Consider the following 25,709-nt stretch of genomic DNA (forward strand, 5'->3'; position numbering starts at 1 on the left):
TAATATTGTTTTTCATTGCTCATTGTAAATTGCACATTGCCAATTATTAAATGAGGTTTTTTTCTTTGAAGCTGAAGTAAGATGTTTTTGAAAAGATAATATGGTCAATAAGTTCTATACCTAAAATCTTTCCTGCATCAAATAATCTTTTGGTAATGTTTATATCTTCCTTTGAGGGCGAAGTGTCTCCTGAAGGATGATTATGCGCGACAATTATTCTTGCCGCATGTTTTTTTATTGCAGACTCGAATGTTTCTCTCGGATGAACAACGCTTGCGCTTAAGCTTCCTTCCGAAATCCTGTCATAACCAATCAATCTGTTTCTGACATCAAAGGACAGCACATAAAAATATTCTTTATTGTCACTGGGTAAAGAATTTTTAAGCAGCTCAACAGCATCTTCCGGACAGGTGATGCCGTCTTTGTCCAATCTTAATTTTTCTTTTTCGATTTTATCGCGATGATATTTTTTCGCAATCGAGAATAACGCAATAAGCTGGCAGGCTTTTGCCTGCCCTATTCCTTTTATTGAAGTAAGCTGTTCAAATGACGCTTCAAGAATTGCGTTTAATGAACCGAATTTTGTAAGAAGTTTCTGCGCTGTTGTCATCACAGACTCGCCTTTTATGCCGCGACCGAGGATTACAGCCAGAAGTTCAACAGATGATAAGCTGTCAGCGCCATTTTCAATTAATCTTTCACGAGGACGTTCGCTTTTTGGCAAATCGTGAACAGTGAATGATGCTCTATCTGACTTTTGTTCTGTATAAATTTTCTCTGCCGTATTTTTTTCGGACATTATTCGGGTTTATTCTGAGAGTGTTTTTACAAGTATTCTGTTATTCAAAATATCTCTTAATTCAATTTCGTTGTCATTAATTCCTATGTTCGGCTGAAGCTTTGAAACTCTTCTTTTGAATGATTCGAAAATTGTCGGGTCCGGAATTGTAATGTCAAATGCTCTTAGTCCGGCAACGTTATCATCTGATTGAGCAATTCCTTTAGTGTGCCAATTATTTAAACCGATATGATGATGATAACCATCGGCGGCTAAAAATAATGCTCCAGGAAAAGTGCTTGTTAAATTCAAGCCGAGAGTTTTCGTGTAAAAATCTTCTGCTGTTTTTAAATCAGGAACCTGCAAATGAATATGTCCGATTTTCGTTCCGGCCGGAACGCCATCCCAGACATCGTTTATGTCTTCAATTTCATCAAGCAAAACATCGATATCTATTGGCAAGGTATCCATTTTTACTTTGTCATTTTCCCAAACCCATTCAGAGCTTGGTTTGTCCCAATAAACTTCTATCCCAAGTCCATCGGAATCATATAGATAAATCGCTTCGCTCACGAGATGGTCAGCGCTGGCAAATCTGATATTTGAATCAATGAGCATCTGCACAAATTTGGCAAGGTCGCGGCGCTCGGGAAGTAAAATTGCAATGTGATATAACCCTGCATCGGTCGGTGCTTTGGCGCGCGCATCAGGGTCGATTTTAAAATTCAGAATTTCTTTTCCGTCGAGACCAAATGAGATATAATCATCATCTTGCTTTAAGATTTCAAACCCGAGAAAATCAGAATAAGCGTTTATTGTTCTTTCCAAATTTCTCGAGACAAGATAAACAGGGCCAAGTGAAATGTCAGTGAACGTCAGCTCTGAAATACTATCAGGATTGAAATCATCCGTTGTCATTGCTTACTTATATTTTACTGATTATACTTTTCTAAAACTTTTTCAGGGTCTTTCTCGAATTTTTCTTTGCATCCTTTAGTGCAAAAATAATAAGCTGTCTCATTATAGGTTGAAGTAATAGACTCTTTACCGTCATCGTGATTGCAGATAGGACAAATGGCTTTACCATCTGTATATTTAATTGATGCCGCTTTGAACTCACCGACGCACCCTTCGCAACAGAAATTGTATTCTTTGCCAAGATACATCAGCTTTGTACCTTTGCCGTCCTCGATAGTTTCACCCGATACAACACAGATTGCACTATCGCCTGACTGCGGTTTATCGAAATTAATTTTTGCAGTTGAAGATGAGCTAAGCGCTACCATAGCAAGAAATAATAGTGCTAATAATGATAGGTTTTTCATTAGATTTGACTTTGTTTTATAATTTTGTCGGGATGAGTGGACTCGAACCACCGGCCTCACGCCCCCCAGACGTGCGATCTAACCAACTGATCTACATCCCGAATTGAATAAATATCCCTAATTTACTTTTTATTTTAAAGTTATATATTCCTTCATATACTCATTAAACCTTTGCACATCTTCCTCCCGCATTTTGGCTTCATAAATCTGACCGAGATTATATAATTTTATTTCAAGTGAACTTATTTTTTGCAAAAGCGATAAAATATTTTGCGGATAGTCAAAATGAATCCAGTTGTTATAAGTAGTGTCCTTAAAAAATGCATCCACATAAACGCTTTTTAATGCGAAGGATATGTTTTTATTGATTGTAAATATGCAGCTGTCTCTTTCAACAAAGCTTAAAACACTGCCTGTCGAAACTTTTAATATTAACGCATATAATGTCTGAGTCCGGCTTGAATACCTATCAAAGTCAAATGAAATCCCCAAGATATCACCTTTTGTAACTTGAAGCTCGATTGACTGAACCATTGAAGTGAGTTTGTCATTATTAGCGGAATCAATTTCAACTTTGCCGACCTGTGCAAATGAAACTTTACTTAAAAAAAGTATAAAGAATAAAAGCGATAAAAACTTCATAAAAGGTTATGTAATGGGATTCCTGCTTTCGCAGGAATGACAAATGGAGCCGGATTTTTTAACCCTAATTTTTGGTTTTAAAATTAAACTAAAAGTATGGAAATTTGTCTATATTATATATCCAATTCTATATTAAGAAAGAATTTTTTATAACTTAAATTGTAACTGAAATTAATATCAACTAAATGAAATCGACCCTACTAATTCTGTTTTTAACTTTATGCTTCTCAAATCTTTATTCCCAAAATTCATTTAATGACGGCGTCATAAAAGGATATGTCTATGACAACATCAGCAAGACACCTCTTGAAGGAGTTTCAGTGCAATTAATAAAACCTGATTCGTCGATTTCAGGTGGAGCAGGAACTGATGCAACGGGATATTTTATTATCGAGAACATCGCGCAGGGAAGGTATCGCCTCATACTCAGCATTGCAGGATATAACCGCAAAGGGACCAATATAAACCTGACGGATGCTTCACAAAAAATAATTAACCTTGATACGATTTATATGAACTCAGGAACAGAGACTGAAGAAATTGTCGTCGAAGGCGAAAAAAGCTTCATAGAGTTCGATGCCGAGAAGAAAATCTTTAATGTTGAAAACAACATGAATGTAACCGGCGGAACGGTGATAGACGTTCTTAAAAATTTGCCCTCAATAAGTGTCGACATAGATAACAACGTGAGCTTGCGCGGAGGTCAAAAAATAAAATTTATGATTAACGGCAGACCTGTTCATGGAAATATTACAAGGATTCTAGAACAAATGCCTGCAGACCAGCTTTCATCTGTTGAAGTGATTACAAATCCATCTGCTAAATTCGAAGCTGAAGGTTCAACAGGTGTTATAAATTTAGTTCTGAAGAAGTTTGATGATTCAGGTGTTAACGGTCAGATAGGTTTAAACGGCGGGACGGGCGATAAATATGGTTCGAATTTTAATATGAACTATAGAAAAACAAACCAATATAATTTATCCGGTTCGTATGATTACAGGATAAGGAACATGCCTTTTTCAGGTACTTCATCGCGCACAAGTTTTTTTAATCCTGATGAGTATTTATCAAATCAAAATTCCGACGGAAGAATGCGGCGTGAAGGACATAATGCGCGGGCAGAATTTGAGTATTTCTTAAGCCCAAATGACATTCTATCACTCGGTGGAAACTACGGAAAGAGCAACCGCAAAAATGGTGACACGGATAACCTGTTCATATATAATACAAGCAATGCTCTGACCGAAAATTCAATTACTAAGTCAGAAGGAACCGATGATGGAGAAGATTACGGCGCTAATATTACCTTTAACAAGTTATTTAAAAACCCAAAGCAGACTTTCATAACAGACTTAAGTTATTCATTTGATAAGGACAATGATTTAGAAACAAAAACGACTCAATATATTTTTCCTACAGGTCAGCAGAATGAAATTACACAAAATAACTCAACCGATAAAAATAATCAGGTTGTTTTGCAGAGCGATTATGTTCATCCGTTCAGCAAAGAAACACGGTTCGAAACGGGTATAAGATATAACTGGAGAGACCGTGAAGGTCAGAATTTTTATTATAATTTTGATAACACAACAAGCCAGTATGTTTTAGACCCGGCATTATCAGATAATTTTAAGTTTACTGAAAACATCGGAGCGGTTTATGGAATTTATACAAGCAGATTAGATAACTTTGCATATTCAGTCGGACTTCGCGGCGAATATTCTACATTTAAAGTCCAGCAGTTTAATTTTAATTCCGAAGCCAGCAGAAACAGATTCGATGTCTTTCCGAGCATAAGCTTATCGCAAACTTTGGGCATGACCGAAGAAGTAAACCTAAGTTATTCAAGAAGAGTCAGAAGACCGGGTTACCGTGAACTTTCACCTGTCACAAGAATTCAGAGTCCCATTTCGCAGTCGAGAGGCAATCCCGATTTGACTCCTGAATTTGTAAATTCATTTGAACTTAACTTTTCGAAATTTTTTAACACTGTTGCCGTAATTCCTTCCGTATTTTATAAATGGACGACAGATAAAATCACGAGAGTAACCGAGCTTATCGACAGTAATGTTATACTTAGCTATCCTATTAACGCATCAGAAGAAAAATCATACGGAGGAGAATTAATTTTAAATGCTTCAATTGCGAAAATAATTAATTTGAATGGTAGTGTTAGTTATTATAAACAGGAAATTGAATCCGACACTCTCGGCACTAACAGCGGATTCACCTTTAGCGGAAGAATGTTTGCAAATGTGACTTTACCCTGGGATGCGGGTTTGCAGATAACTTATTTTTATACAGGTGACAGAATAACACCGCAGGGACAAATGGATGGTTTCAATATATTTGATGTTGCTTTAAGAAAAGATTTTCTTGACAAAAAATTGAGCTTCAATTTCCGTGTTTCAGATTTGTTTAATGCAGGGAATTTCAACAGCACAATTAATACAGGATTATATTCACAAACATTTTCGAGACTGCGCGATTCAAGAGTGTTTACTTTATCGGTAACTTATAAATTCGGAACCGAAGACAAGAACCGCACAAGAACAAAAAAACCAAGACGTGAGCAGCAAGAACAAGAACCGGACATAGAAGAGTTCTAAGCTTTCTAAGCTATTGAGAAAGAGAATCCAGCCGCTGTTTTGCATAAGCATCGGTTGGATTTATCTCTAAAACTTTTTTGTAATAATTAATTGCCTCGCTTTTTTTGCCTCTCCGCAAAAGTACTTCGGCAAGCCCATTAATTGCATTAACATTTTTTTCGTCAAGCGATAATGCTTCATTAAAACACTTTTCTGCATTATCTAAATCACCCATTTCTCTATAGCATAAGCCCATATTATTCAGGTATCCCGATTTTTTACTCGGGTCAAGCTTTATTAATTCTTCAAGATAGCTTATTGCTTCTGTATATTTTTGCTGCTGATAACTTTCAAAAGATTTTCTTTCAAGATTGAATATCTGCATCTGATCTGAATTCATATCAAAATATTTCGTAGTTGAATCTTGAGGCACTCTTCTGAGTGTCTCGATAAGCATAATGGATTCTTTGTAATTTGGCGAGAAGCTCTGAAGCCGTTCAAGTTGTTCAATAGCTTTATCAATTTTTCCCTGTGTCTTGTAAATCTGCGCAAGCTGAAAATAACCGTCAGGCGCAAGTGAATCTATTTCAATTCCTTTTTTAATTTCCATCTCGGCAGAATCAAGCTGGTTTCTCAATAAATATACTAATCCGAGATTATGGTGAGCGAGAACTGAATTATATCTAACCTCAATTGCCTTTCTAAAACGTTTTTCAGCTTCATCATACTGCTGTTTATTTGCGTATAAGTTCCCGGCATTGACAAGCAAAACGGAACCATCAATTCCTTCTCCCGTTGCGTATAAAGTATCATTGTCTTTCCAATCCATATTTCGCTGGACAGTTAAATAAAAATATATTCCGGATATAATCAGAACAATCACAACTAAAACATTTTTATTTTCATTATTGATGACCTTGGCAAATATATATGCAATCAGTAAAGAAACTGCAAATGACGTAATATATAAAAATCTTTCCGCCATTAAATTCATTGTCGGAATGATATTCATAACCGGCAGCAGTGATATAATGAAAAATATAATACAAAAAGAAATTTCCGGGAATTTTTTATATAAAATAACAGCTCCTATGATAAGATTCAGAAGGAATACAAACGAGAGTATAACAGTTAGTTCAGAAAATGAATTTGCGTCGGATAGAACACCGTTATAATGATAAAGCATCGGATGCGGATAAAACAATAGCTTAAAATAAAGCGGAACTGTTTTCAGCATCGTTCCCGCCACAGTTACAAAATTATCATTAATGAAATACATATAATTCAACCTGTCCGGAACATTTGCCAGAGCGAAATAACGGACAATAAGATAAACAATTGAAAGTACTATAAAATACAAATACGTCTTGAAATTTTTTAATACACTGCTTAATGGTTGTTGTCTGTAAATCCAATCAAATAAAATAATTACAACCGGAAACGTTATTATCATTTCTTTGGTAAGCAAACCCAACGCGTAAAAAATCAGCGAGAGCGCCAGATATTTCGGCTCATCCTGTTTGTTTGTGTTATCAAAGTTTATGTATTTAAGATAATATAAAAACGCTGCGAAGAAAAACAGCGTTACGAAGGAGTCAGTCCTTCCGCTTACCCAGCTTACTGCTTCGGTATGAATGGGATGAACCGCAAAAATGATTGTGCCAAGCAAAGCTGCTAATGCGCCGTATTTATATTTATAAAATAAAATCTGAAGCAACCTGAATAAAATTAATGTAGCGATTAAATGAATGAGCAGGTTTGTAAGATGATACCCAAACGGATTTAACTGCCATATTGCATAATCAATATTATATGAAGATGAAACTATAGGACGGTAATATTTCCCTATTATCTTATGAAACCCTTCTTCTCCGGTGAAAAATTTCGGAATGTTTGATAAGGAAGTCAATGACTGGTTACCGAGAATTACGCTTTCATCGTCAAATACGAAAGTATTCTGAAGCGAATTATAATAAGCGGCAACAACGCAAACAATGATTATGAGATAATTATAAATATTTTTTTTCATTCAAATAATTTCGGTTAAAAATTCATTTATTACAGTTAATTACGCTTAATTTTACATTGAAGCGGAACAAAATAATTAACAATTTAATATTAATATTTAAGAAATAATATTTACTTATGAAGCGAACTTCTAATATTTTTTTATCCCTTTTTCTTCTCCTATTGTTTTTTCAGGATGCATCGGCGCAGCAATATGCCGTTGCAAAAATTTTTACGCCTGTTTTGAATACACCTGATTTTGAGTCGGTATTCGGCGGAAATAAAGGCAATCGTGTCAAGCTTGATAACAAAGGGTTGATACGTGAAATGGAATTTATTGCATTTCCCAATACCGTATTTAACATTCTCGAAGTTATTCCCAAAAACGGATATGATATGTATAGAGTGACAACGGACGATTATCAATATAAAGGAGATTTTTATATTGACAGCAGATTTGTTACCTTAATTGATACCAAAATTCAGGATAGAGAACAGCTTCGTCCAAAAAATGAAATTATACTTGAAAATCTGAAAACAATGGATGGTTACCCGTATATGTGGGGCGGAAATGTTGCAGACGGAATTTCAGAAATGCTTGAATATTACCAGCCGAAAACAAATTTATCCGAGAATACAGAATCCCTGTGGAAACTTCGCGGAGTTGACTGTTCGGGATTAATCTATCAGGCAACGGGCGGAACTACGCCAAGAAATACTTCTTCATTGATAACCTATGGTTCACCTGTCGAAATTCAGGGACTATCGGCAAGCGAAATTAAATCAAAGCTTCGACCCCTTGATTTAATTGTGTGGAACGGTCATGTCATAATCGTTCTCGATGAAAACACAGTAATCGAAAGCACACCTGACCCGGGAGTTCATAAATCAGATTTGCTCTCACGCTTGCAGAGCGTTATGAGTGAACGAACAGCTGTAAATGATTGGGAAACAACTTCAGGAAAGAGATTTGTAATCAGAAGATGGGCGGAATAAAAATGTAGAGACGCAAAATTTTGCGTCTCTACAAAAAATAGTTTTATCTTCTGTCACCCATTATTCTGAGTAACAACAAGAACAGGTTAATGAAATCGAGATAAAGTTTTAATGCTCCGAAAATCGCAGCTCTTTTCCCGGTATCTGAATCAGCATCGATATTCATAGACATTTTTTTAATCTGCTGTGTATCATATGCTGTCAAGCCGACAAAAATTAAAACTCCCGCATAAGAAATAATCCAGTAAAGTGTTGAACTGCTTAGGAATATATTAACAACCGAAGCTAAGATTAAACCAATCAATGCCATGAAAAGAAATGTTCCCATTCCTGACAAATCCATTTTGGTTATGTATCCGAATACACTCACTCCTGCAAACATTCCTGCGCAGATAAAAAACGTCGAAGCTATAGATGCGCCGGTATAAACAATAAACAGTGACGCAAAAGTTATCCCTGTCAATGCGGCATAAAAGAAAAATGCTGCCACCGCAGCAACCGGCGGAATTTTATTTAATGCAAAACTCAGCGCAAGCACAACTACAAACTGCATTATTATAACACCGATTAACAATACAGGATTTCCAAAAAATAAGGTCATTAATGTTTCGCTTCGCGCAACGAAATACGAAATAAGAGCTGTGATAGCCAGACCCAGAGCCATCCAGTTATATACGTTGAATAAGAAAGTTCTCGATACGGTTGAGCTTGCCAGTACTTGTCCCGGCGCTTCATAACGTGTTGTTCCAAAATTTTCTGCCATAATTAATTTTTATTTTATAATACTAACAATTTATTTGTGAATTTTATTCCATCGCGGGCATACCCATTTCTGCCCATTCTTCTTTTGCAGGACCATACATTCCAACAACTTTCAATCCTGCCTGTCTCATTAATACGGTCATTTGTCCGCGGTGGTGAGTTTGGTGAAGAATAAGACAATACAAAGTATATCCCCTCTTCCATATTTCACCATACATATTGTCTTCTTGTTCCAATGTTTTATCGTTCCAGTTCTTTTTAATCTCCTCGATTAAGGAATCCGATGCCTTTTTATAAATTTCGGCAATCTCTTTAGCAGAAGATGGCGGCTCTGTGGCCGAGCAATCAACTTTAACCTTTATTCCGGTAAGAGCAGGCATCTCGACAATTGTATGCGCAAGATGATTGGCAAGAAATCCTAGTGAGCGGCTGTCAGGAGTTACCCGCTGATTTAACGACTCATCAGTTAGCAAATTCAACAACTTTAATGTAGCCGAGCTTTCATAAGCCCAATCCTTATAAAATTCTTCGAGAGAATGATACATTTTTTAAAATTTAATTTTAATAAATATAAAGATTTTAAAACACAACTAAACTTCTTTAAAAATTCTTATTAGTAGTCAATTTTTATATTAAGGAAGCTATTTATAATAATTTAAAAGGATTGTATAATTTATTAAAAAGCAGTAGTTTAATCGGAATAACTAATTAAAAACAACCTTTAACCTGTTAAAAGCCTAACCTATTTTAACTACTCTCTTTAATCTATGAAAAAAATCATTCTTATTTTAGTGCTGCTGATTTCCGGAAGTACATATGGTCAGCAGGCATCATTTTCACAATTCTTTACAATTAATTCTTCGTCAAGTCCTGTATTTAATGAATTAAATCAATATGCGGATGATTATAAAATCATCAGTGTAAACATTTCCGATAAAAATTCAATTTTAAATACGAAACCCGAAAACATTAACGTTAATTTTCCTGTTTCTTCAACTGAGTCAATAAATATCACTCTTCAAAAATTCAATGTTTTTACTCATGATGCAAAAGTCGTGGAAAAATCTTCTGAAGGTGAAACTGAAGCTGATGTTAAAAACAGCTTTGTTGCATATACCGGAAATATACCGGGATTTGAAAATTCCCTCGTTACCCTAACAATCGGCAATGATGAGGTAAGAGGTATTTTAATTACTAAATCTGCGACGTTTGTATTGGGGAAAATTAAAGACAACCGCACTTCTGAAAACGATTATGTTTTTTATCAGGCAAATAAAATGAAGGTTAACAATCCTTTCATTTGTTATGCAGGAGAAGATAACATAAGCGCTGATGTCGGGAAAAAATTACAAGAAATGCGCGATAGCGAAATGGGTAATAATATTCTTACCGCAAAAATTGCGCTTGAGATAGATAATTTTACTTATTCAATGTATAACAGCTCCACGGTTAACGTAACTAATTATGTTATGTCTATTATGTCAACCGTTTCTGCTATTTACCTGAGAGAAGCGCGGGTGAAACTCGAAGTACCTTATATAAGAATCTGGACTACTGCAGACCCTTATACCGCGACTACATCAAATGCGTATCTTAACCAGTTCAGAACACAATGGAATTCTACGCAGCAAGGTGTTCAAAGAACCGTTGCACATATGATTTCAAGAAAATTTGGCGGATTGGGAGGGATTGCCTGGTTAAATGTGTTATGCGCTTCGACATCAACAGGAATGGGATACGGTTACAGCAACACAACGGGAACTGTCAGCAACTTCCCGGTTTATTCATGGGATATAATGGTAGTTGCACACGAACTTGGTCATAACTTCGGCTCACCTCATACCCATAGCTGCAGCTGGCCAGGCGGTGCAATTGATTCATGCTATGAAGTAGAAGGAAGTTGTTATTCAGGACCTCCGATTGCAAGAGTCGGCACGATAATGAGCTATTGCCATTTAACTGCAGCAGGTATTGACCTTGATAAAGGATTCGGTCCGTTGCCAAAAGAGCTTATAAGATTGAGAGCTGAATCAGCTCCCTGCATGACAACTGCCTCAGAGCAAATTATTCTATCTTATCCGGTTGCTAATTTACAATTGGGAGTCAATAGTTCTTGCAGAATTATGTGGGTTACAGCTGCAGCAGGTGGAACGGTTAACCTGTTCTTTTCATCCGATAACGGAAATAACTGGAACCCAATTGCTTCCAATGTAAATGCAGATTTAGGATTTTATAACTGGACTGCTCCTTATATTGCAACGTCTAATCAGTGTAAAATCAGAATTGTTAATTCATCTAATCCATCAATTGCAGACACAAGCGATGCTTTTACTGTAAAATTCCAATTTTCATCTTTCGGAATTGTTACACCGACACAGTTTACACAAATACAAACATCTCCGAATAACTCAACATTGGTTCATTTTATCTGGACAAAACCGGGCACACTTTCGGGATTCACATATAAACTGAGATTAAGAAAAGCAGGAAACAATCCAGACTATGAATACACAAGCAACAATAATGGAAATGATACAATAGCAAGTTTAAGAATCAGCCAGTTGGATTCACTCGCAGCAGCAATCGGAACGGTTGGTGATTCCGTATGGATTTCAAGCAGGGCATGGGTATTTACAAGTCTCGACTCCAGTCAAACCAACAATACCATAATCGTTTCTCTTAAGAGAACAAGCGTTGGCATTCAGCAAATTTCGGAATTAATACCTGATAAGTTTGCGTTATATCATAACTATCCGAATCCTTTTAATCCGACTACAAATATTAAATTTGATGTTCCTGAATTATCAAATGTAAAAATAAGCATCTATGACATAAACGGAAGAGAAATTGCAACATTGGTGAATAATCAAATGAATCCGGGCAGTTATACTGCCGACTGGAACGCAACAAATATTTCATCAGGAATTTACTTCTACAGAATGACGACCGACAAATTTGTTGAGACACGGAAAATGATGTTGATTAAATAAAATATTTTCCTGAACTTCTTTAAACCCTCTTTTTTAAAATTCGCAAAAAAGAGGGTTTTTTATTTTACTCTTTTAATCTTTTTATTAACTAAACCCCGTAAAACAATGAAAAGGTTATTAATTCTTTTAGCAGTTCTTTTTATCACTTCAACTTCATACTCTCAATGGGAACAGGCAACGGGAATACCCGGCGGCAGCGCAACTTGTTTCGCAGCAATTGGAAATAAAATTTTTGCCGGCACAAAAAGCGGAGGAGGAGTTTCGTATTCTTCTGATAACGGAGTGACGTGGATACAGAAAGGAATGTATAACCTTGCAGCAAATTGCATGACCATAATGGGCAATAAACTATTTATCGGCACGGATGCAAACGGAATATATACCTCAACAAACGAAGGACAGACCTGGGACCAGTCATCTTTAAACAATGTAAGTGTTTTTTGCTTTGCAATTTCAGGCTCTAATATTTTTGCAGGCACCTATAACAACGGAATTCTATATACTTCTGATATGGGAATAAGCTGGCATCAAACTTCATTGGCAAGCGGCATGATTAACTCTCTTACAGTTTCAGGTTCAACTATTTTTGCAGGAACTCCCGGAGGTGTAAAAAAATCCGATAACGGCTTAGATTGGACTTCAACTTCTTTAAATTCTTTTAATGTTTTATGCATTACCGCAACAAATTCCATATTATATGCCGGAACTTATGGAGACGGTTTGTTTTATTCTACAAACAATGGAGCTAATTGGTCAGATGCGAATGCTCCAACTAGTTTCATAAAATCATTAACATCAAATGGTCCAAATATATTAATGGGAGGCATTCACCCGGGAATTTATGTATCGACAAATTATGGTCTAAACTGGAAAACTTCAATAATTGGTTCATCTGTTAACCAGGTTTATATTCATAATAATGTTTTTTTTGGCGGAACTAATTTTGGAATATTTTTTTCGTCGAACAATGGAGTTAACTGGTCGCAGACTTCATTAAATAATCAGAGCGTATATTCACTTGCTCAAACTAATGGATTGATTTATGCAGGTACATATAACCGAGGTGTATATACTTCTAAAGACAATGGGTTATCATGGGTAAACAATACACACTGGTACTATGGAGTTGGGGATGGACCGATTAAATCGTTACTTACAACAGAATCAAAAATATTTGCCGCTTCTAATTTAGGCATGTATAGTTCTACAAATTATGGTTATACCTGGGTGGGATCCGGAATTCCATTTGTAAATCAAATTATCAAAAATGGTCCCGACATATATTATTGTACTGAACTTTGGGGTATACGCAAAAGCACAGACGGAGGAACTCAATGGTCATGGACAATTATTCCACTTCCTGATATTATAATAAAAACTATTTGCATTTCGGGAAATAAATTATTTGCAGGAACACCGAACGGAATCCTTGCAACTACAAATGAGGGTGTGAACTGGTTTTCATCCGGATTAAATGATAAATGGATAAACTATTTACTTGTATTCGGCGGTAATATTTTTGCAGGGACAAGAGAAGGTTTATATTTTTCTCAAGATAATGGTTCAACATGGATTCCGAGAGGATTGAGCAATATGTCGGTGCTTACATTTGCAACCTACGGTTCTACCATTTTTACAGGAACAAGCACGGGAGTTTATTTATCAAAGAACAACGGTGAGAGCTGGATTCAAAAAAATCAGGGAATAGAAGATAAAACCATTAACAGCTTATTAATAAACGAAGGATACATAATTGCAGGAACAATGGGAAGCTCGGTCTGGCGAAGAGAATATACTGATATTGTCGGCATTGACCCGGTAAGCAATGTTGTGCCTGATAAGCATTCCTTATATCAGAATTATCCAAATCCTTTTAACCCTACAACAAACATAAAATTTGATTTAAAAGAAAAATCGAATGTTAAACTTGCTGTATATAATTCATTAGGAAAAGAAGTTGCAGTATTAATCAATAAAGAATTAACTGCCGGAAGCTATAGCTTCGACTGGAACGCTGAAAACTTTTCATCGGGAATTTATTTCTACAGAATGACGACGGATAAGTTCGTTGAAACGAAAAAGATGTTGTTGATTAAATAAGAAAATCATATAGACAGAAATCCCGACTTGGCGGGAATGTTGATTAAATAAAATTGTTAGATTAAAAATTTAATCTATAGAAAACATAAAAGCGGTGATGTGCCGCTTTTGTTTGTTGAACTATGTAAAATTAATAATTTCTTTTAATAAAGATTTTCGAGCATAGAAAGCTCTAGATTTAGAACCGTGTCCGGGACCTTTCGTTCTAGCTTGAATCCATTTTCCATCCCTGCCAGTTAATGCATCAAACCCTTGAGTAATTAATTTATTTCTTATAAAATCATAATCTGCTTTTATCTCATCTAATAATAATCTTGAATCCGCAAAATCGAATGATGTAACTTTTAATAATTCAGAACATATATTATGTTTACCATTCCATCTACAAGCGCAAAAGACAATTGATTTTAATTTTTTCCAACAAGCACTTTCATAAAATTCATATTTTTCTAACTCGCTTGGATTTATCATAGTTATAGCCATTGTTTCTTTTGGAATTAATATCCCATTTTTTTCAATATATGCAACTGATTTTAATTCAAAATCTAATCCATTAGGCGCTCTTGAACTATTGTTTGTTAATCCTGCTAATAATTCTAACGTATGCCCTTTCCATCCCTTATTTATCTTGTCACCTTTTTGAACTGTTACACCAAAGGATTGAGCTTTTTCATATAAATCGATTCCAATCAGACCGTTTAATATTTCTACAGCTTTAACTCTTGTTATCATTATGCAGACTTAAAATTTAATGAGCTTTCTTCATTAAATGATAATTCATTATATCTTTTTATAGTTATGTCAATAAAATTCTTCTCTAACTCAACTCCAATATATTTTCTTTCTCCAATAATCTTACTCGCAATTCCGGTTGTTCCTGAACCGTTAAAGGGATCAAGAATTATATTATCTTTTTTGGTTGAAGCTAATATAATACGAGTTAGTAATTCCAACGGTTTTTGAGTATTATGTTTTCCAAATTTTTTTTCTTCAGGTTTTGTAGTACCTATTGCCCAGACAGATCGCATTTGTTTATCCTGAATTTTTAAAAAATCTTTCCCAAACTTACCATTCTTCATTACTTCATAATTAAAAATATGTTTTGCTTTTATATCTTTCCGAGCCCAAATTAAAGTTTCGTGACTTGCTGTAAAAAACCTACAACTCAAATTCGGGGCAGCATTTGGTTTAAACCAACTTATATCATTTAAAATGTGATAACCTAATTTTTGCAACAAAAAACCACATTGATATATACTATGGTAAGTACCACTTACCCATATTGTCCCTTCGGGCTTTAAAACTCTTTTACAATCACTTAACCAAGCTTCATGAAATTTTAAATCTTCTTCAAACCCTTTACTCTTATCCCATTTTCCTTTATTAACAGAAACCATCCGTCCCGCTTGACATGTAAAACCATCATTTGAAAGCATATAAGGTGGATCGGCAAATATCATATCAACATAATTATCAGGGAAATGAGCAAGAACATTTAAACAATCGGAATTATATAAACAAAAATCTGAAGTTTTAAAAACAGGTACACATTTTTCTTTGTTTTCGTTTGCATTATGACTTACATAAGCAACCAATTGCTCCATCACAGAAAATTCTGTCAAATTATTATTTATATATTTTTTCTTCATAATTTATTTTATTGAATAATTCGGGGCTTCTTTTGTTATGCGGATGTCGTGAGGATGTGATTCTTTTAATCCGGCGTTTGTTATCCGAACGAAACGGGTTTTGTATTTCATTTCCTTTATGTTCTTTGCGCCGCAATAACCCATTCCTGCACGCAATCCGCCGATAAGCTGATAAATCGTATCACCAATCGGACCTTTTGCAGGAACAATTCCTTCGATACCTTCAGGAACAAGTTTTTTAATGTCGTCTTCTACATCCTGAAAATACCTGTCCTTACTTCCCTCTTTCATTGCTTCAAGCGAGCCCATTCCGCGGTATACTTTGAACGAACGTCCTTCATATAAAACTTTCTCGCCCGGTGACTCATCAGTTCCGGCGAACATACCGCCAATCATAACCGAGTCCGCCCCGCCTGCAATTGCTTTCGGAACATCGCCCGTCTGTTTTAAGCCCCCGTCAGCGATGACAGGAATTTTATATCTTTGTGCCATCTTTGCACACTCAATAATCGCTGTCATCTGCGGAACACCAACCCCTGCGATAACACGTGTCGTGCAGATTGAACCTGCGCCGATTCCGACTTTCACTCCATCGGCACCTGCCTCAATTAAGTCATAAGTCGCCTCGCCTGTTGCAACGTTACCTGCAATCAAGTCAACGTCAAACCGTTTTTTAATTTTCTTCACCATATCGACAACACCCTGCGAATGCCCGTGAGCGGTATCGACAATCACAACATCGACTCCGGCTTTCACAAGCTCGCCAACACGGTCAAGCGTATCGGCAGCAATTCCGACAGCCGCGCCTGCGCGCAGGCGTCCGAATTTATCTTTGCATGCAAAAGGAAATTTTCTGCGCTTAATAATGTCTTTAAATGTAATGAGACCCTTTATCTTTCCATTCTTATCAACAACGGGTAGCTTTTCTATTTTAAATCTTTGAAGAATTTTTTCTGCTTGCTCGAGGTTTGTACCGACAGGCGCTGTGATTAAATTTGTCTTGGTCATGATATCGCCGACCTTAGCGTTTAAGTCAGGGTCGAACCTTAAATCGCGGTTTGTTAATATTCCAATCAGCATTCCGTTATTATCTATAACCGGAAAACCTGAAATTTGAAACTGCTCCATCATTCGCAGAGCTTCGCCAATTGTTTTATCGGATGTAAGTGTAACCGGATTTAAAATCATTCCGCTCTCGCTTCGTTTAACTTTATCGACTTCACTTGCCTGTCTTTCGATTGACATATTTTTGTGAATTATGCCGATGCCGCCCTCTCGGGCAAGCGCTATAGCCATTTCATTTTCGGTAACGGTATCCATCGCCGCAGATAGAATCGGAATGTTAAGTTCGATGTTTTTGGTAAGTCGTGTTTTTAGGTCAACTTCGCGAGGTAAAACTGTAGATTTTGAGGGGACTAACAATACGTCATCAAACGTAATCGCTAACTCAGAAATTTTATCATTATTTTTCATTTATATAAAATTTCTTACAAAGATAATCAAATTTTTCACCATTTTAAAGGTGAATTACTCGACTACTTTAGCATTTAAAAGATGTGAATAAAGATTAACAGGACGCAAATCACCATCGTAAGATTTTACATACATTATATGAAGATGGGTTGGAGAACGCGAGGGGTATGCATTTTTACCCGTCCGTCCCATAGTTCCAAGAACTGTTGCGGGATAAACAATGTCGCCAACATTAACATTAACAACATCGAGATGTGCATAATAGAAAAATCCGTTTGAATGCGCATCATAGACGTAAACTATATTGCCTCCTTTTATGTCGGTCATTTCGGGAGTCCAGTTTTTGCGGGTTTCGACTACAATGCCGCCTGTCATCGATAAAATTTCAACAGGCATGCCGGTTGCATCATCTAAATTATCCTGATTGCCATCGTTTATAAAAATATCATGCGCAGGATGACCTCCCGTGTTCAAGTCAAAGAAATCAAAATTACTGACGACATAACCATTTCCTCCGCGTCCTCCTATTGAAGATGCAGTGTATCCTTTTACCGGGAATACCCATTGCTCTTCCGAAATGTTTACGACATCTTTATTTGCAAGAAAAGTTTTTAATTCATTGATAAATAAATTCATTTGAGATATTGCTTCGGATTTTTCAAGTTCAAAGTTACGGACTTTTGTCATCAACGGCGTCCAGCTTTGGGCAGGATTTTTTATAAAAGATTTATCCTCAGAAAGTTCATTTATGTTAAATGCCAACGCCAGAAGTGAAGGATAAATTTCTTTCTGCTTAACCGTTTGTTGTTTCTTTTTGCTGCGGGTTTTTGAAGTGTCGGTAGTGATATTAAAAGCAGAAGCTGCATCGCAAACAACTAAAAATAAAATAAGTACACTAAGTAAAAAAATTTTCATCCGTAAAATAGAATAAATTAAGTCGAATTAGTTAATTATAGTAACCTCATTACTTATAATAACAGTTCCATCCGGTCTCAAAACCGAAACGCGGTATTGAGACGGATATTCAAACGGAATATTTTCGAAATAAATTTTTTTGAGTGCATTATTTACACTAAACTCAAATGTATTTATGACCTTGTTGGTTTTAACATCGGTAATATTAATATTAACATCATCAACCCCAATACCCGAATACAAATCAATAAGCACCGTCAGCTTACCTGTTTTGAACGATGCACCCTGATTTTCACAAATATCCTCTGAGGGATTATACTTCACACAAAAAACCATTTTGCCTTTCATTCCAAGCCAATCGGATAGAAACGGAATTTTATCACACCCACTTACAGCAATAGAGGTTAAAAATAAAAATGCTATGATACCTGTTTTCATTTTATTCATTAGCTTATTGAATTATGTCTTTTATTAAAACTCTTTCTTTGGGCTTTTTCTCAGAAACTTTTATTGACTCTGCAAGCTGAAATAGTGCTTTGTTAATTTTTTCTTTTGTTGACGCATAAAGCTCGCAGATTACTTCACCTTGCTTCACTTTATCACCGACCTTTTTCTTCAAATCAATACCCGCAAGAAAATCTATTGTATCGGCTGATTTTTTTCTCCCTGCGCCAAGCTCTATTGAGGCATATCCAAAATCTATTGCTTTCAATTCAGAGACATAACCATCAGCTTCAGCTTTAATATCGTGTTTAATCCCGGAACGTTTTTTGTTTTTCCAATCTGTAATGTAATCAATTCTTCCGTATTGATTTGAAATAAGTTCTTTAAATTTTTCAAAAGTATTAATATCTGCAATTTTATCTTTTGCAATTTTTTCTCCTTCATCTATCGATGAAGCAATTCCCGACATATAAAGCATTGCACCTGAAAGCACCGCGGTAACTTTATTCAAATCAGGAATATCAACTCCGCTCATTGCTTCAATGCACTCTTCGACCTCATTCCAGTTACCGACTTTATAACCAAGCGGTTCATTCATATCGGTTAAAACCGCAATAGCTTTCTTCCCGAATTTTTTTGTAACCGTTACAAGTTCCTTAGCGAGCTTCATTGCTTCTTCATCATCCGGAAGATTTGAACCGTTGCCAATTTTAACATCATAAACTAAAGCATCTGCGCCTTCGGCAATTTTTTTGCTCACAATGCTTGAAACAAATAAAGGAATACAATCAACCGTTGCAGTTACATCACGAATAGCATAAATCTTTTTATCGGCAGGAACAATTTCTGAAGTCTGACCGATTAAACAAACTTTTGATTTCTGTAAATTTTTCTTGAACTCGGCAATAGAAATGTTTGCTGAAAAACCCGGAATCGCTTCCAGCTTATCAAGCGTCCCGCCTGTATGCCCAAGTCCCCTGCCTGCAATCATGGGAACAAGCAAATCAAATGTCGCAATTAGCGGAGCAATAATAAGCGAAGTTTTGTCACCGACTCCGCCAATGGAATGTTTATCTACTTTTGGAAGAGGAAATTCTGAAAGGTCAATTGTTTTTCCGCTGTTAATAAAAGCTTCAGTAAGATGGAATGTTTCTTCATCAGTCATTCCATTGAAATGAACGCTCATAAGAAACGCCGCCATCTGATAATCCGTAACATCACCTTTGAGAAATCCGTCGATGAAATGATTTATGTTTTCCTTCGTTAACTCTTTATGGTGACGCTTAGCTTTTATTATCTGAACAGGTGAAAGCAATTTATATAGATGAGTTATTTTGCAATCAAAATACTTAAAATTGGATGCTTATTAAAGAATATTTATTATGCATAAAACAAAAGGAGATTGAACCGAAATTCAATCTCCCTTATAAATAAGAAATCCTGTAACCCTCATTAACAGAACTTCTTATACTATCTTCTGATGTTTATATTTATTTGAAATTTTGTTAGTTCAATCATTTACTACAATATTGCAATATAAAAATATAAAAGTCAAGTGCTAAAAATATATAATTTTACTATTTTTTGTTTATGAAATTTGAGAAGTGGCTCGAAACAGTTCCTGCTTTAAAATTCTGCATCGCATTAATTATCGGAATTTTAATTGGCTCATCACTTCAATTCAATATTTTTGTTTTATTTATATTGTTAGTTCTTTTAATCATTTTGAATGTTGCAACTAAAAATCAGATTTATATTTTTGTTTTGATTTTTCTATTTGGAATATTCAAAGCTAATTTAGACTTCCATCAATTTTCTAAAACTACTCTTCACGAAATTCCCGATTCAAAAAATTTTGAATATACATTCAGAGGAACCATCGCTGATTATCCTCAATATCTTGATGACAACGTAAGATTTATATTTGAAAGTGCCTATCTTATTTCAGAAAATGACAGCATTAAAATTACGGGCAACATACTTGCAACATTATGGAAAAATAAATTTTCAAAAGAAGAGCAACCAATGCCGCAGCTTCAGATTGGCGATTATGTGGAGTTAACGGGAAAATTTTCGTCACCAAAGCCGCCGTCAAATCCTTTTGAGTTCAATTACAGAAAATATTTATATATGCATGACATATATAAAACATTGACACTTTCAAGTTTCGATAACGTAAAAGTTCTTGACCATAACAGAGGAAGTTTTATTTTTTCCAAAATCATTAATCCCGCCAGAAATTATTCAGAACAAATACTCGATAAAAATTATAAAGGTGATAACAGAGGGTTCATAAAAGGTTTAATAACCGGCAACAGAACCGGCATATCCGATGAGATGAAAACAAGTTTTATTGATACGGGCATAATGCATATAATTGCCGTTTCAGGTTTAAACGTGGCATATGTCATTTTACTCATAACTTTATGTCTGTCAATTTTGCGTCTCCCTAAAAATTATATTTTAGTTACAACAATTCCTCTTTTAATTTTATATTGTTTGTTCACAGGCGCAACTCCATCAATTGTCCGTGCAACAACTATGGGAATATTGTTCATTATTGCATATCTCATTGAAAAGAAGATTGTATTTTATAATATCGTTGCAGTATCCGCAATAGTAATTCTGGTTTATGATTCTAAGCAGCTTTTTGATGCAGGGTTTATTTTATCTTTTGTTTCTTTAATCTCAATGGTATTCATTTATGAAACCGTTTTCAGACAGGTTGAAAATAAAATTTTCAAATACAGGTTCACAAACAATTTTTTATTCAGGTGGTTGTTTTTGTTAATAGTCATTTCGACTGCTGCAATCATAGGGACAATTCCCGTCAGCGCATCATATTTCGGAAAAATCTCAATTGTTTCAATTGCTGCCAATATCATTGCAGTTCCTGTTTCAAATTTTGTGCTTGCAACAGGATTTTTACAGATTCTTGTCAGTTTATTTTCGGATTATTTATCGAACATTATTTCGTATACGAATAATTTCGCAATGAATATTTTATCTTTCATTATTGATTGGCTGTCATCGTTAAAATTCGCTTTCATCGAGTTTTATAAATTCAATATTGTAAATTTAATATTTACTTACATAATATTGATTTTGCTTGCAACAATGAGAAAAGAAAATTTTGTGTTTCGTTTGTCGGTTACGGTAATTTTGTGCGCAGGAATATTTTTAAGTAATTATAATTTTAATAAAACAGAATCAATAACGTTTCTCGATGCCAAAAATGACGATGCTGTTGTGGTCAATGCAGATACTAAAAATCTAATACTATATTCGGATAAAGATAAAAATAGCTTTGATAGAGTTGTTATTCCCTATCTGAAAAAATCAGAAAACGGTAATTCAAACATTTTTATTAATGTGAATAAACCCAATTCTTTATCTGTCGGTACAATTTATAATCTTTCTGATGATTTGAAAATATATATGCTGTCTCCTGCACAAGGTGAAATAAATAATGCTTCAGCCATAATAAAATACCGGAATGAAAATATTCTTTATTTAAATAGCATTAATCCTGCTTCAACGAAATATTTTTTTGTTTCATACAAAGATTTGTTGACTGATAATATTACATATATCTCCAAAAATGATTCTTTGTTTTCATATGACTTAGTGCAAAGCGATATTTATTTTACTTCGAATAATAAATTGAATGGTAAATTAAGTATTGAGGAAAATACAAGTTTTATAAATCTTAATGAAACAGGAGCAGTAGTTTTAAAAATGAATGATGGGGAAATGAAATTCTATGATTGGAGAAATTAGATGAATCAGTCAAAAAAAGAAAAGCCGTTTAATAAAATTAAACGGCTCTTTTTAATATATCAAAGTAATTTTAATTTAGTTCAAATCTATAGAAACCTGGTAAATATCCTTTCCTCTCTGCCCGAGAAATGAAACTGTATTTGATTCTTTATCATAATTCAGGAAGCTAAGCATCCCATAAACCTGTCCTGTCGGCTTACTATCAATAACAATTTCATTTTCTGAGTAACTTGATTCAGGATTATTGCCATACAAGGAACCTACATAAAGCAATTTACCGTTTGTTGAATAAAACATATTAGTAATATAATTATAACCTTTTGCATCGGTCGAAATAGTTGTTGCAAAAGGAAGCTTGCCATTATTTGTCATTACATAGCTGACATTCGTATATGTTACTGTATCCAATAGTTTATTTTCCGCAAAAGCATAGTCGCCGTTTTTGCCGAAACAAATATAACCTGTAGTCATTGCATCACCAAAATATGAAACACTCTGGCATTCATAATTTTTATTATTAACATTCACAATTGTTCTGTTCAGCAAAGGTGCATATGAATCCTGATACTCGCCGTACTTATCCATTATGTAATAAAATTGTCCATCAGGTGAATAGCCATAATCAAGCAGGTAATTATAAGTTGAGTTGGAATATTTTGTAACTGCTCCGTTTGAATATTCCATTATATAATATTTTTTCTTTTCAGGTTTATATGTTGACTGATCAACAGCAGAATAAAGATAACCGCCTGAAGAAGTTTTTTTGAACTGCCCTATGCCGACACCAAGTTCAAGGGCATTATTATTTGTAACATCATAAGTCATATAATCATATCCATATTCGGTTTCCATCGGAGATATTGTAGCAGGATAAACTGAAGTTGCACTATATTTTATATCGCCTGAAGCATCGATCCTTAAATCGTAAATATAACCTGTAAAGCCGTCAATGGCAGTTCCGTTCGCCATCGGAGTCTGTCTTTCACTTCCGATGACCGGATAATATTTATAAATGTACATATCAATAGAATCTGAAACCACATAAACAGGTTTATTATCCGATGTAAATACAATCGGAGTAATTATTGTTTTAAATGTACCGTATTGTGTATTGTTAGCTACAACGAACTCGCCTATTCCGGGATTATCATAATCGTAAAATTTTCCGGTGGTCTTTGCCACGTAAGCTAGATTTCCATTATTATCATAAACAACACTGCTTTCATTTATATCTGAATAATCCGTCATCCCCATCTGCTGGTCGCCAAACCAAAATCCTGCTTTGCCATCTTTGATAACCACAAACCCCCTTCTTCCCTGAGCATCAGTGAAAAACATATCATTGTAATTCGGCTGAGGGTCACCCGGCGCAACATAAGGATAAGTCTTTTGAATCGGTTTTATGTTATCGAAACTTTCTGATTGGGTCATATCACCATTAGCATTTATATAACCGAACTTGAAGAATCCAAACTCTTTGAAAATAAAAACATACTGTCCCTGTTCATTAACATAGGATGAATAAGAATCTATGTAATCATAATTCTTAACATTCTTATTGTTTATGATTAAAAAATAATTATCGATGCCGTAATCGGAATTATAATTTCCGGCTGTTGTGAAAAAATTTCCCTGCTTGTCAAACTTTGTATCGGAAATGCTTATGAAATCAAATTGCTCTGAAACAGAACCATCGGCAATCAGAAAATTTTTTGATTGCTCTTCATAATAATACATATAAATATATTTACCTGTAACGGAATCAAGTATAAGATTGTAGGGGTCGGGATTACCTTTGTAATCGAGATGAAATATTTTTTTCTCGGTTACATTCTGAGCTGATAAAGAAGCAAAAAATACTAAATTTAAAAATAAAAAAAGTAATTTTATGTTCATTTGGATGATTTTTTAGTTAAAATACTTGTATTTTTTAAGAAATAAAACGCAAACAATTTTATGAATAAAGAATATACCTGCACGGAAAGATTTTTAAGATACGTCCGGATTGATACTCAATCAGACCCCGAGTCGCCTACTTATCCGTCAACCGAGAAGCAAAAAAATCTTGGCAAAGTGCTGGTCAAAGAACTTAAAGAAATGGGTATTAAAGACGCTGAGTTAGATGAATATGGATACGTCTATGGAACTCTTACTTCAAATGGGGATAGGAAAGTTCCCGTAATTTGTTTTTGCTCACATATGGACACTTCTCCTGAAATGAGCGGGGCAAATGTAAAGCCCGTAATTCACAAGAATTACCGGGGCGGAGACATAGTTTTGCCGGGTGATGCTTCTCAGGTTTTATCCCCCGAAGATAATCCCGAATTAGACAATCAAATCGGCAACGATATAATAACCTCAGACGGAACAACGCTTCTGGGAGCGGACAATAAATCCGGCGTTGCCGAAATTATGGATGCTGTTTATAATCTCATAAAAAATCCTGACATAAAACACGGAACGATAAAAATTTTGTTTACGCCCGATGAGGAAATCGGACGCGGAGTCGATAAAGTTGATTTGAAAAAGCTCGGAGCAGACTATGCTTATACGATGGATGGTGAGTCTGTTGGGAGCATCGAAGATGAAACTTTCTCAGCCGATGAAGTTACGATTAAAATAAACGGCTTTAATACTCATCCCGGATTTGCAAAAGATAAAATGGAAGGCGCAATAAAAATAGGAGCTGAAATAATTTCTGGTCTGCCGAAAATTATGCTCTCACCGGAGACAACTGACGGCAAGGACGGGTTTATTCATCCAATACATTTTGACGGAGGCAATGACGTTTCGATTTTGAAATTCATCATCCGTGATTTTGACGATGAAGGTTTAAAGGATAAAGAAAATTTACTGCTTGCAATCACGAAAGAAGTTTTTGCAAAATACAAACGCGCCAAATATGAGTTCACGGTAAAAGAACAATATAGAAATTTTAAAAAGATTTTAGATGAGCATCCTAAGCTTATTGAATATGCGATTGAAGCTGTGCGAATGGCAGGACTCGAACCTAAGTTAAACGCTGTTCGCGGCGGTACCGACGGCTCGCGATTATCTTACATGGGACTTCCCTGCCCAAATATCTTTGCGGGTGAACATGCTTTTCACTCAAAGCTTGAATGGACATCAACTCAGGATATGCAAAAAGCCGTCGATGTAATCATAAATTTATGCCAAATTTGGTATGAAAAGGGATGATTTTTGCGCTAAAAATAAGAAACTATTTGATTAAACCAATGTTTAAGTATTATAGTCAAATA

The 25,709-nt window shown here is 35.2% G+C and carries 20 protein-coding genes and 1 tRNA gene; 6 read left to right on the forward strand and 15 right to left on the reverse strand.

Going from position 1 to position 25,709, the window contains the following annotated elements:
- Nucleotides 1-46 precede the first annotated feature (46 nt).
- From radC to VHP32_12520, 5 genes are all read right to left on the reverse strand, one after another.
- Nucleotides 47-799 carry a DNA repair protein RadC gene (radC, locus tag VHP32_12500; GenBank protein HEX2788709.1) on the reverse strand — a complete coding sequence of 251 codons (753 nt, stop codon included), beginning with the start codon at nucleotides 797-799 and terminating at the stop codon, nucleotides 47-49.
- Nucleotides 800-808: 9 nt separating this feature from the next.
- Complete coding sequence (locus tag VHP32_12505) at nucleotides 809-1,696, reverse strand: VOC family protein (protein ID HEX2788710.1); 888 nt, start codon at nucleotides 1,694-1,696, stop codon at nucleotides 809-811.
- Between the two features lie 14 nt (nucleotides 1,697-1,710).
- Nucleotides 1,711-2,103: a YHS domain-containing protein gene (locus VHP32_12510; GenBank protein HEX2788711.1), complete on the reverse strand. Its 393-nt coding sequence runs from the start codon at nucleotides 2,101-2,103 to the stop codon at nucleotides 1,711-1,713.
- A 27-nt stretch (nucleotides 2,104-2,130) separates the two neighbouring features.
- Nucleotides 2,131-2,204, reverse strand: a tRNA-Pro gene (locus VHP32_12515).
- Between the two features lie 28 nt (nucleotides 2,205-2,232).
- Entirely contained in the window at nucleotides 2,233-2,745 is a 513-nt protein-coding gene (locus VHP32_12520) for a hypothetical protein (protein ID HEX2788712.1), read from the reverse strand.
- A 185-nt stretch (nucleotides 2,746-2,930) separates the two neighbouring features.
- Here VHP32_12520 and VHP32_12525 point away from each other — a divergent pair, with 185 nt between their 5' ends.
- Nucleotides 2,931-5,354: an outer membrane beta-barrel family protein gene (locus VHP32_12525; GenBank protein HEX2788713.1), complete on the forward strand. Its 2,424-nt coding sequence runs from the start codon at nucleotides 2,931-2,933 to the stop codon at nucleotides 5,352-5,354.
- 10 nt (nucleotides 5,355-5,364) lie between these two features.
- Here the strand turns inward: VHP32_12525 and VHP32_12530 are convergent, their stop codons facing one another.
- Nucleotides 5,365-7,362: a tetratricopeptide repeat protein gene (locus VHP32_12530; GenBank protein HEX2788714.1), complete on the reverse strand. Its 1,998-nt coding sequence runs from the start codon at nucleotides 7,360-7,362 to the stop codon at nucleotides 5,365-5,367.
- A gap of 116 nt (nucleotides 7,363-7,478) precedes the next feature.
- Between VHP32_12530 and VHP32_12535 the strand changes: the two genes are divergently transcribed.
- Nucleotides 7,479-8,336, forward strand: coding sequence for a peptidoglycan endopeptidase (locus tag VHP32_12535; protein HEX2788715.1), 858 nt, complete (start codon nucleotides 7,479-7,481; stop codon nucleotides 8,334-8,336).
- Between the two features lie 43 nt (nucleotides 8,337-8,379).
- On the opposite strand, the gene VHP32_12540 is transcribed toward VHP32_12535, so the two are convergent.
- Complete coding sequence (locus VHP32_12540; protein ID HEX2788716.1) at nucleotides 8,380-9,099, reverse strand: Bax inhibitor-1/YccA family protein; 720 nt, start codon at nucleotides 9,097-9,099, stop codon at nucleotides 8,380-8,382.
- A gap of 43 nt (nucleotides 9,100-9,142) precedes the next feature.
- Nucleotides 9,143-9,643, reverse strand: coding sequence for a DinB family protein (locus VHP32_12545; protein HEX2788717.1), 501 nt, complete (start codon nucleotides 9,641-9,643; stop codon nucleotides 9,143-9,145).
- A 222-nt stretch (nucleotides 9,644-9,865) separates the two neighbouring features.
- Between VHP32_12545 and VHP32_12550 the strand changes: the two genes are divergently transcribed.
- Together VHP32_12550 and VHP32_12555 are read left to right on the forward strand one after the other, a co-directional pair.
- Nucleotides 9,866-12,088: a zinc-dependent metalloprotease gene (locus tag VHP32_12550; protein HEX2788718.1), complete on the forward strand. Its 2,223-nt coding sequence runs from the start codon at nucleotides 9,866-9,868 to the stop codon at nucleotides 12,086-12,088.
- A gap of 105 nt (nucleotides 12,089-12,193) precedes the next feature.
- Nucleotides 12,194-14,188 carry a T9SS type A sorting domain-containing protein gene (locus VHP32_12555; protein ID HEX2788719.1) on the forward strand — a complete coding sequence of 665 codons (1,995 nt, stop codon included), beginning with the start codon at nucleotides 12,194-12,196 and terminating at the stop codon, nucleotides 14,186-14,188.
- Nucleotides 14,189-14,308: 120 nt separating this feature from the next.
- On the opposite strand, the gene VHP32_12560 is transcribed toward VHP32_12555, so the two are convergent.
- From VHP32_12560 to VHP32_12585, 6 genes are all read right to left on the reverse strand, one after another.
- Nucleotides 14,309-14,920, reverse strand: a complete 612-nt coding sequence (locus tag VHP32_12560) for a MutH/Sau3AI family endonuclease (protein ID HEX2788720.1) — start codon at nucleotides 14,918-14,920, stop codon at nucleotides 14,309-14,311.
- Nucleotides 14,920-15,648 carry a site-specific DNA-methyltransferase gene (locus tag VHP32_12565; protein HEX2788721.1) on the reverse strand — a complete coding sequence of 243 codons (729 nt, stop codon included), beginning with the start codon at nucleotides 15,646-15,648 and terminating at the stop codon, nucleotides 14,920-14,922. The genes VHP32_12560 and VHP32_12565 overlap by 1 nt, the downstream gene beginning before the upstream one ends.
- A 192-nt stretch (nucleotides 15,649-15,840) precedes the next feature.
- Nucleotides 15,841-17,310 carry an IMP dehydrogenase gene (guaB, locus tag VHP32_12570; GenBank protein HEX2788722.1) on the reverse strand — a complete coding sequence of 490 codons (1,470 nt, stop codon included), beginning with the start codon at nucleotides 17,308-17,310 and terminating at the stop codon, nucleotides 15,841-15,843.
- Between the two features lie 54 nt (nucleotides 17,311-17,364).
- The gene (locus VHP32_12575; protein HEX2788723.1) at nucleotides 17,365-18,225 is read right to left on the reverse strand and encodes a M23 family metallopeptidase; all 861 of its coding nucleotides are present in this window, start codon (nucleotides 18,223-18,225) and stop codon (nucleotides 17,365-17,367) included.
- 27 nt (nucleotides 18,226-18,252) lie between these two features.
- The gene (locus VHP32_12580; protein HEX2788724.1) at nucleotides 18,253-18,672 is read right to left on the reverse strand and encodes a hypothetical protein; all 420 of its coding nucleotides are present in this window, start codon (nucleotides 18,670-18,672) and stop codon (nucleotides 18,253-18,255) included.
- Nucleotides 18,673-18,676: 4 nt separating this feature from the next.
- Entirely contained in the window at nucleotides 18,677-19,984 is a 1,308-nt protein-coding gene (locus VHP32_12585; protein HEX2788725.1) for a thymidine phosphorylase, read from the reverse strand.
- A gap of 275 nt (nucleotides 19,985-20,259) precedes the next feature.
- Here VHP32_12585 and VHP32_12590 point away from each other — a divergent pair, with 275 nt between their 5' ends.
- Complete coding sequence (locus VHP32_12590; protein HEX2788726.1) at nucleotides 20,260-22,449, forward strand: ComEC/Rec2 family competence protein; 2,190 nt, start codon at nucleotides 20,260-20,262, stop codon at nucleotides 22,447-22,449.
- 75 nt (nucleotides 22,450-22,524) lie between these two features.
- Here the strand turns inward: VHP32_12590 and VHP32_12595 are convergent, their stop codons facing one another.
- The gene (locus VHP32_12595; protein ID HEX2788727.1) at nucleotides 22,525-24,345 is read right to left on the reverse strand and encodes a hypothetical protein; all 1,821 of its coding nucleotides are present in this window, start codon (nucleotides 24,343-24,345) and stop codon (nucleotides 22,525-22,527) included.
- Between the two features lie 60 nt (nucleotides 24,346-24,405).
- Between VHP32_12595 and pepT the strand changes: the two genes are divergently transcribed.
- A complete protein-coding gene (pepT, locus tag VHP32_12600) occupies nucleotides 24,406-25,647 on the forward strand; it encodes a peptidase T (protein ID HEX2788728.1) in 1,242 nt (413 codons plus the stop codon).
- Nucleotides 25,648-25,709: the final 62 nt, after the last annotated feature.

The organism is Ignavibacteria bacterium, assembly GCA_036262055.1.
In the GTDB taxonomy this organism is placed as follows: Bacteria; Bacteroidota; Ignavibacteria; order Tepidaquicellales; family Tepidaquicellaceae; genus DATAJP01.

Bases quoted from the DNA above. Each gene is read 5' to 3' on its own strand.
- radC (HEX2788709.1), bottom strand. From the start codon at position 799: ATGTCCGAAAAAAATACGGCAGAGAAAATTTATACAGAACAAAAGTCA.
- VHP32_12595 (HEX2788727.1), bottom strand. From the start codon at position 24,345: ATGAACATAAAATTACTTTTTTTATTTTTAAATTTAGTATTTTTTGCT.
- VHP32_12535 (HEX2788715.1), top strand. From the start codon at position 7,479: ATGAAGCGAACTTCTAATATTTTTTTATCCCTTTTTCTTCTCCTATTG.
- VHP32_12525 (HEX2788713.1), top strand. From the start codon at position 2,931: ATGAAATCGACCCTACTAATTCTGTTTTTAACTTTATGCTTCTCAAAT.
- VHP32_12505 (HEX2788710.1), bottom strand. From the start codon at position 1,696: ATGACAACGGATGATTTCAATCCTGATAGTATTTCAGAGCTGACGTTC.
- VHP32_12565 (HEX2788721.1), bottom strand. From the start codon at position 15,648: ATGATATTTGCCGATCCACCTTATATGCTTTCAAATGATGGTTTTACA.
- VHP32_12560 (HEX2788720.1), bottom strand. From the start codon at position 14,920: ATGATAACAAGAGTTAAAGCTGTAGAAATATTAAACGGTCTGATTGGA.
- VHP32_12540 (HEX2788716.1), bottom strand. From the start codon at position 9,099: ATGGCAGAAAATTTTGGAACAACACGTTATGAAGCGCCGGGACAAGTA.
- VHP32_12575 (HEX2788723.1), bottom strand. From the start codon at position 18,225: ATGAAAATTTTTTTACTTAGTGTACTTATTTTATTTTTAGTTGTTTGC.
- VHP32_12555 (HEX2788719.1), top strand. From the start codon at position 12,194: ATGAAAAGGTTATTAATTCTTTTAGCAGTTCTTTTTATCACTTCAACT.
- VHP32_12580 (HEX2788724.1), bottom strand. From the start codon at position 18,672: ATGAATAAAATGAAAACAGGTATCATAGCATTTTTATTTTTAACCTCT.
- VHP32_12520 (HEX2788712.1), bottom strand. From the start codon at position 2,745: ATGAAGTTTTTATCGCTTTTATTCTTTATACTTTTTTTAAGTAAAGTT.
- VHP32_12510 (HEX2788711.1), bottom strand. From the start codon at position 2,103: ATGAAAAACCTATCATTATTAGCACTATTATTTCTTGCTATGGTAGCG.
- VHP32_12590 (HEX2788726.1), top strand. From the start codon at position 20,260: ATGAAATTTGAGAAGTGGCTCGAAACAGTTCCTGCTTTAAAATTCTGC.
- pepT (HEX2788728.1), top strand. From the start codon at position 24,406: ATGAATAAAGAATATACCTGCACGGAAAGATTTTTAAGATACGTCCGG.
- VHP32_12550 (HEX2788718.1), top strand. From the start codon at position 9,866: ATGAAAAAAATCATTCTTATTTTAGTGCTGCTGATTTCCGGAAGTACA.
- VHP32_12545 (HEX2788717.1), bottom strand. From the start codon at position 9,643: ATGTATCATTCTCTCGAAGAATTTTATAAGGATTGGGCTTATGAAAGC.
- guaB (HEX2788722.1), bottom strand. From the start codon at position 17,310: ATGAAAAATAATGATAAAATTTCTGAGTTAGCGATTACGTTTGATGAC.
- VHP32_12530 (HEX2788714.1), bottom strand. From the start codon at position 7,362: ATGAAAAAAAATATTTATAATTATCTCATAATCATTGTTTGCGTTGTT.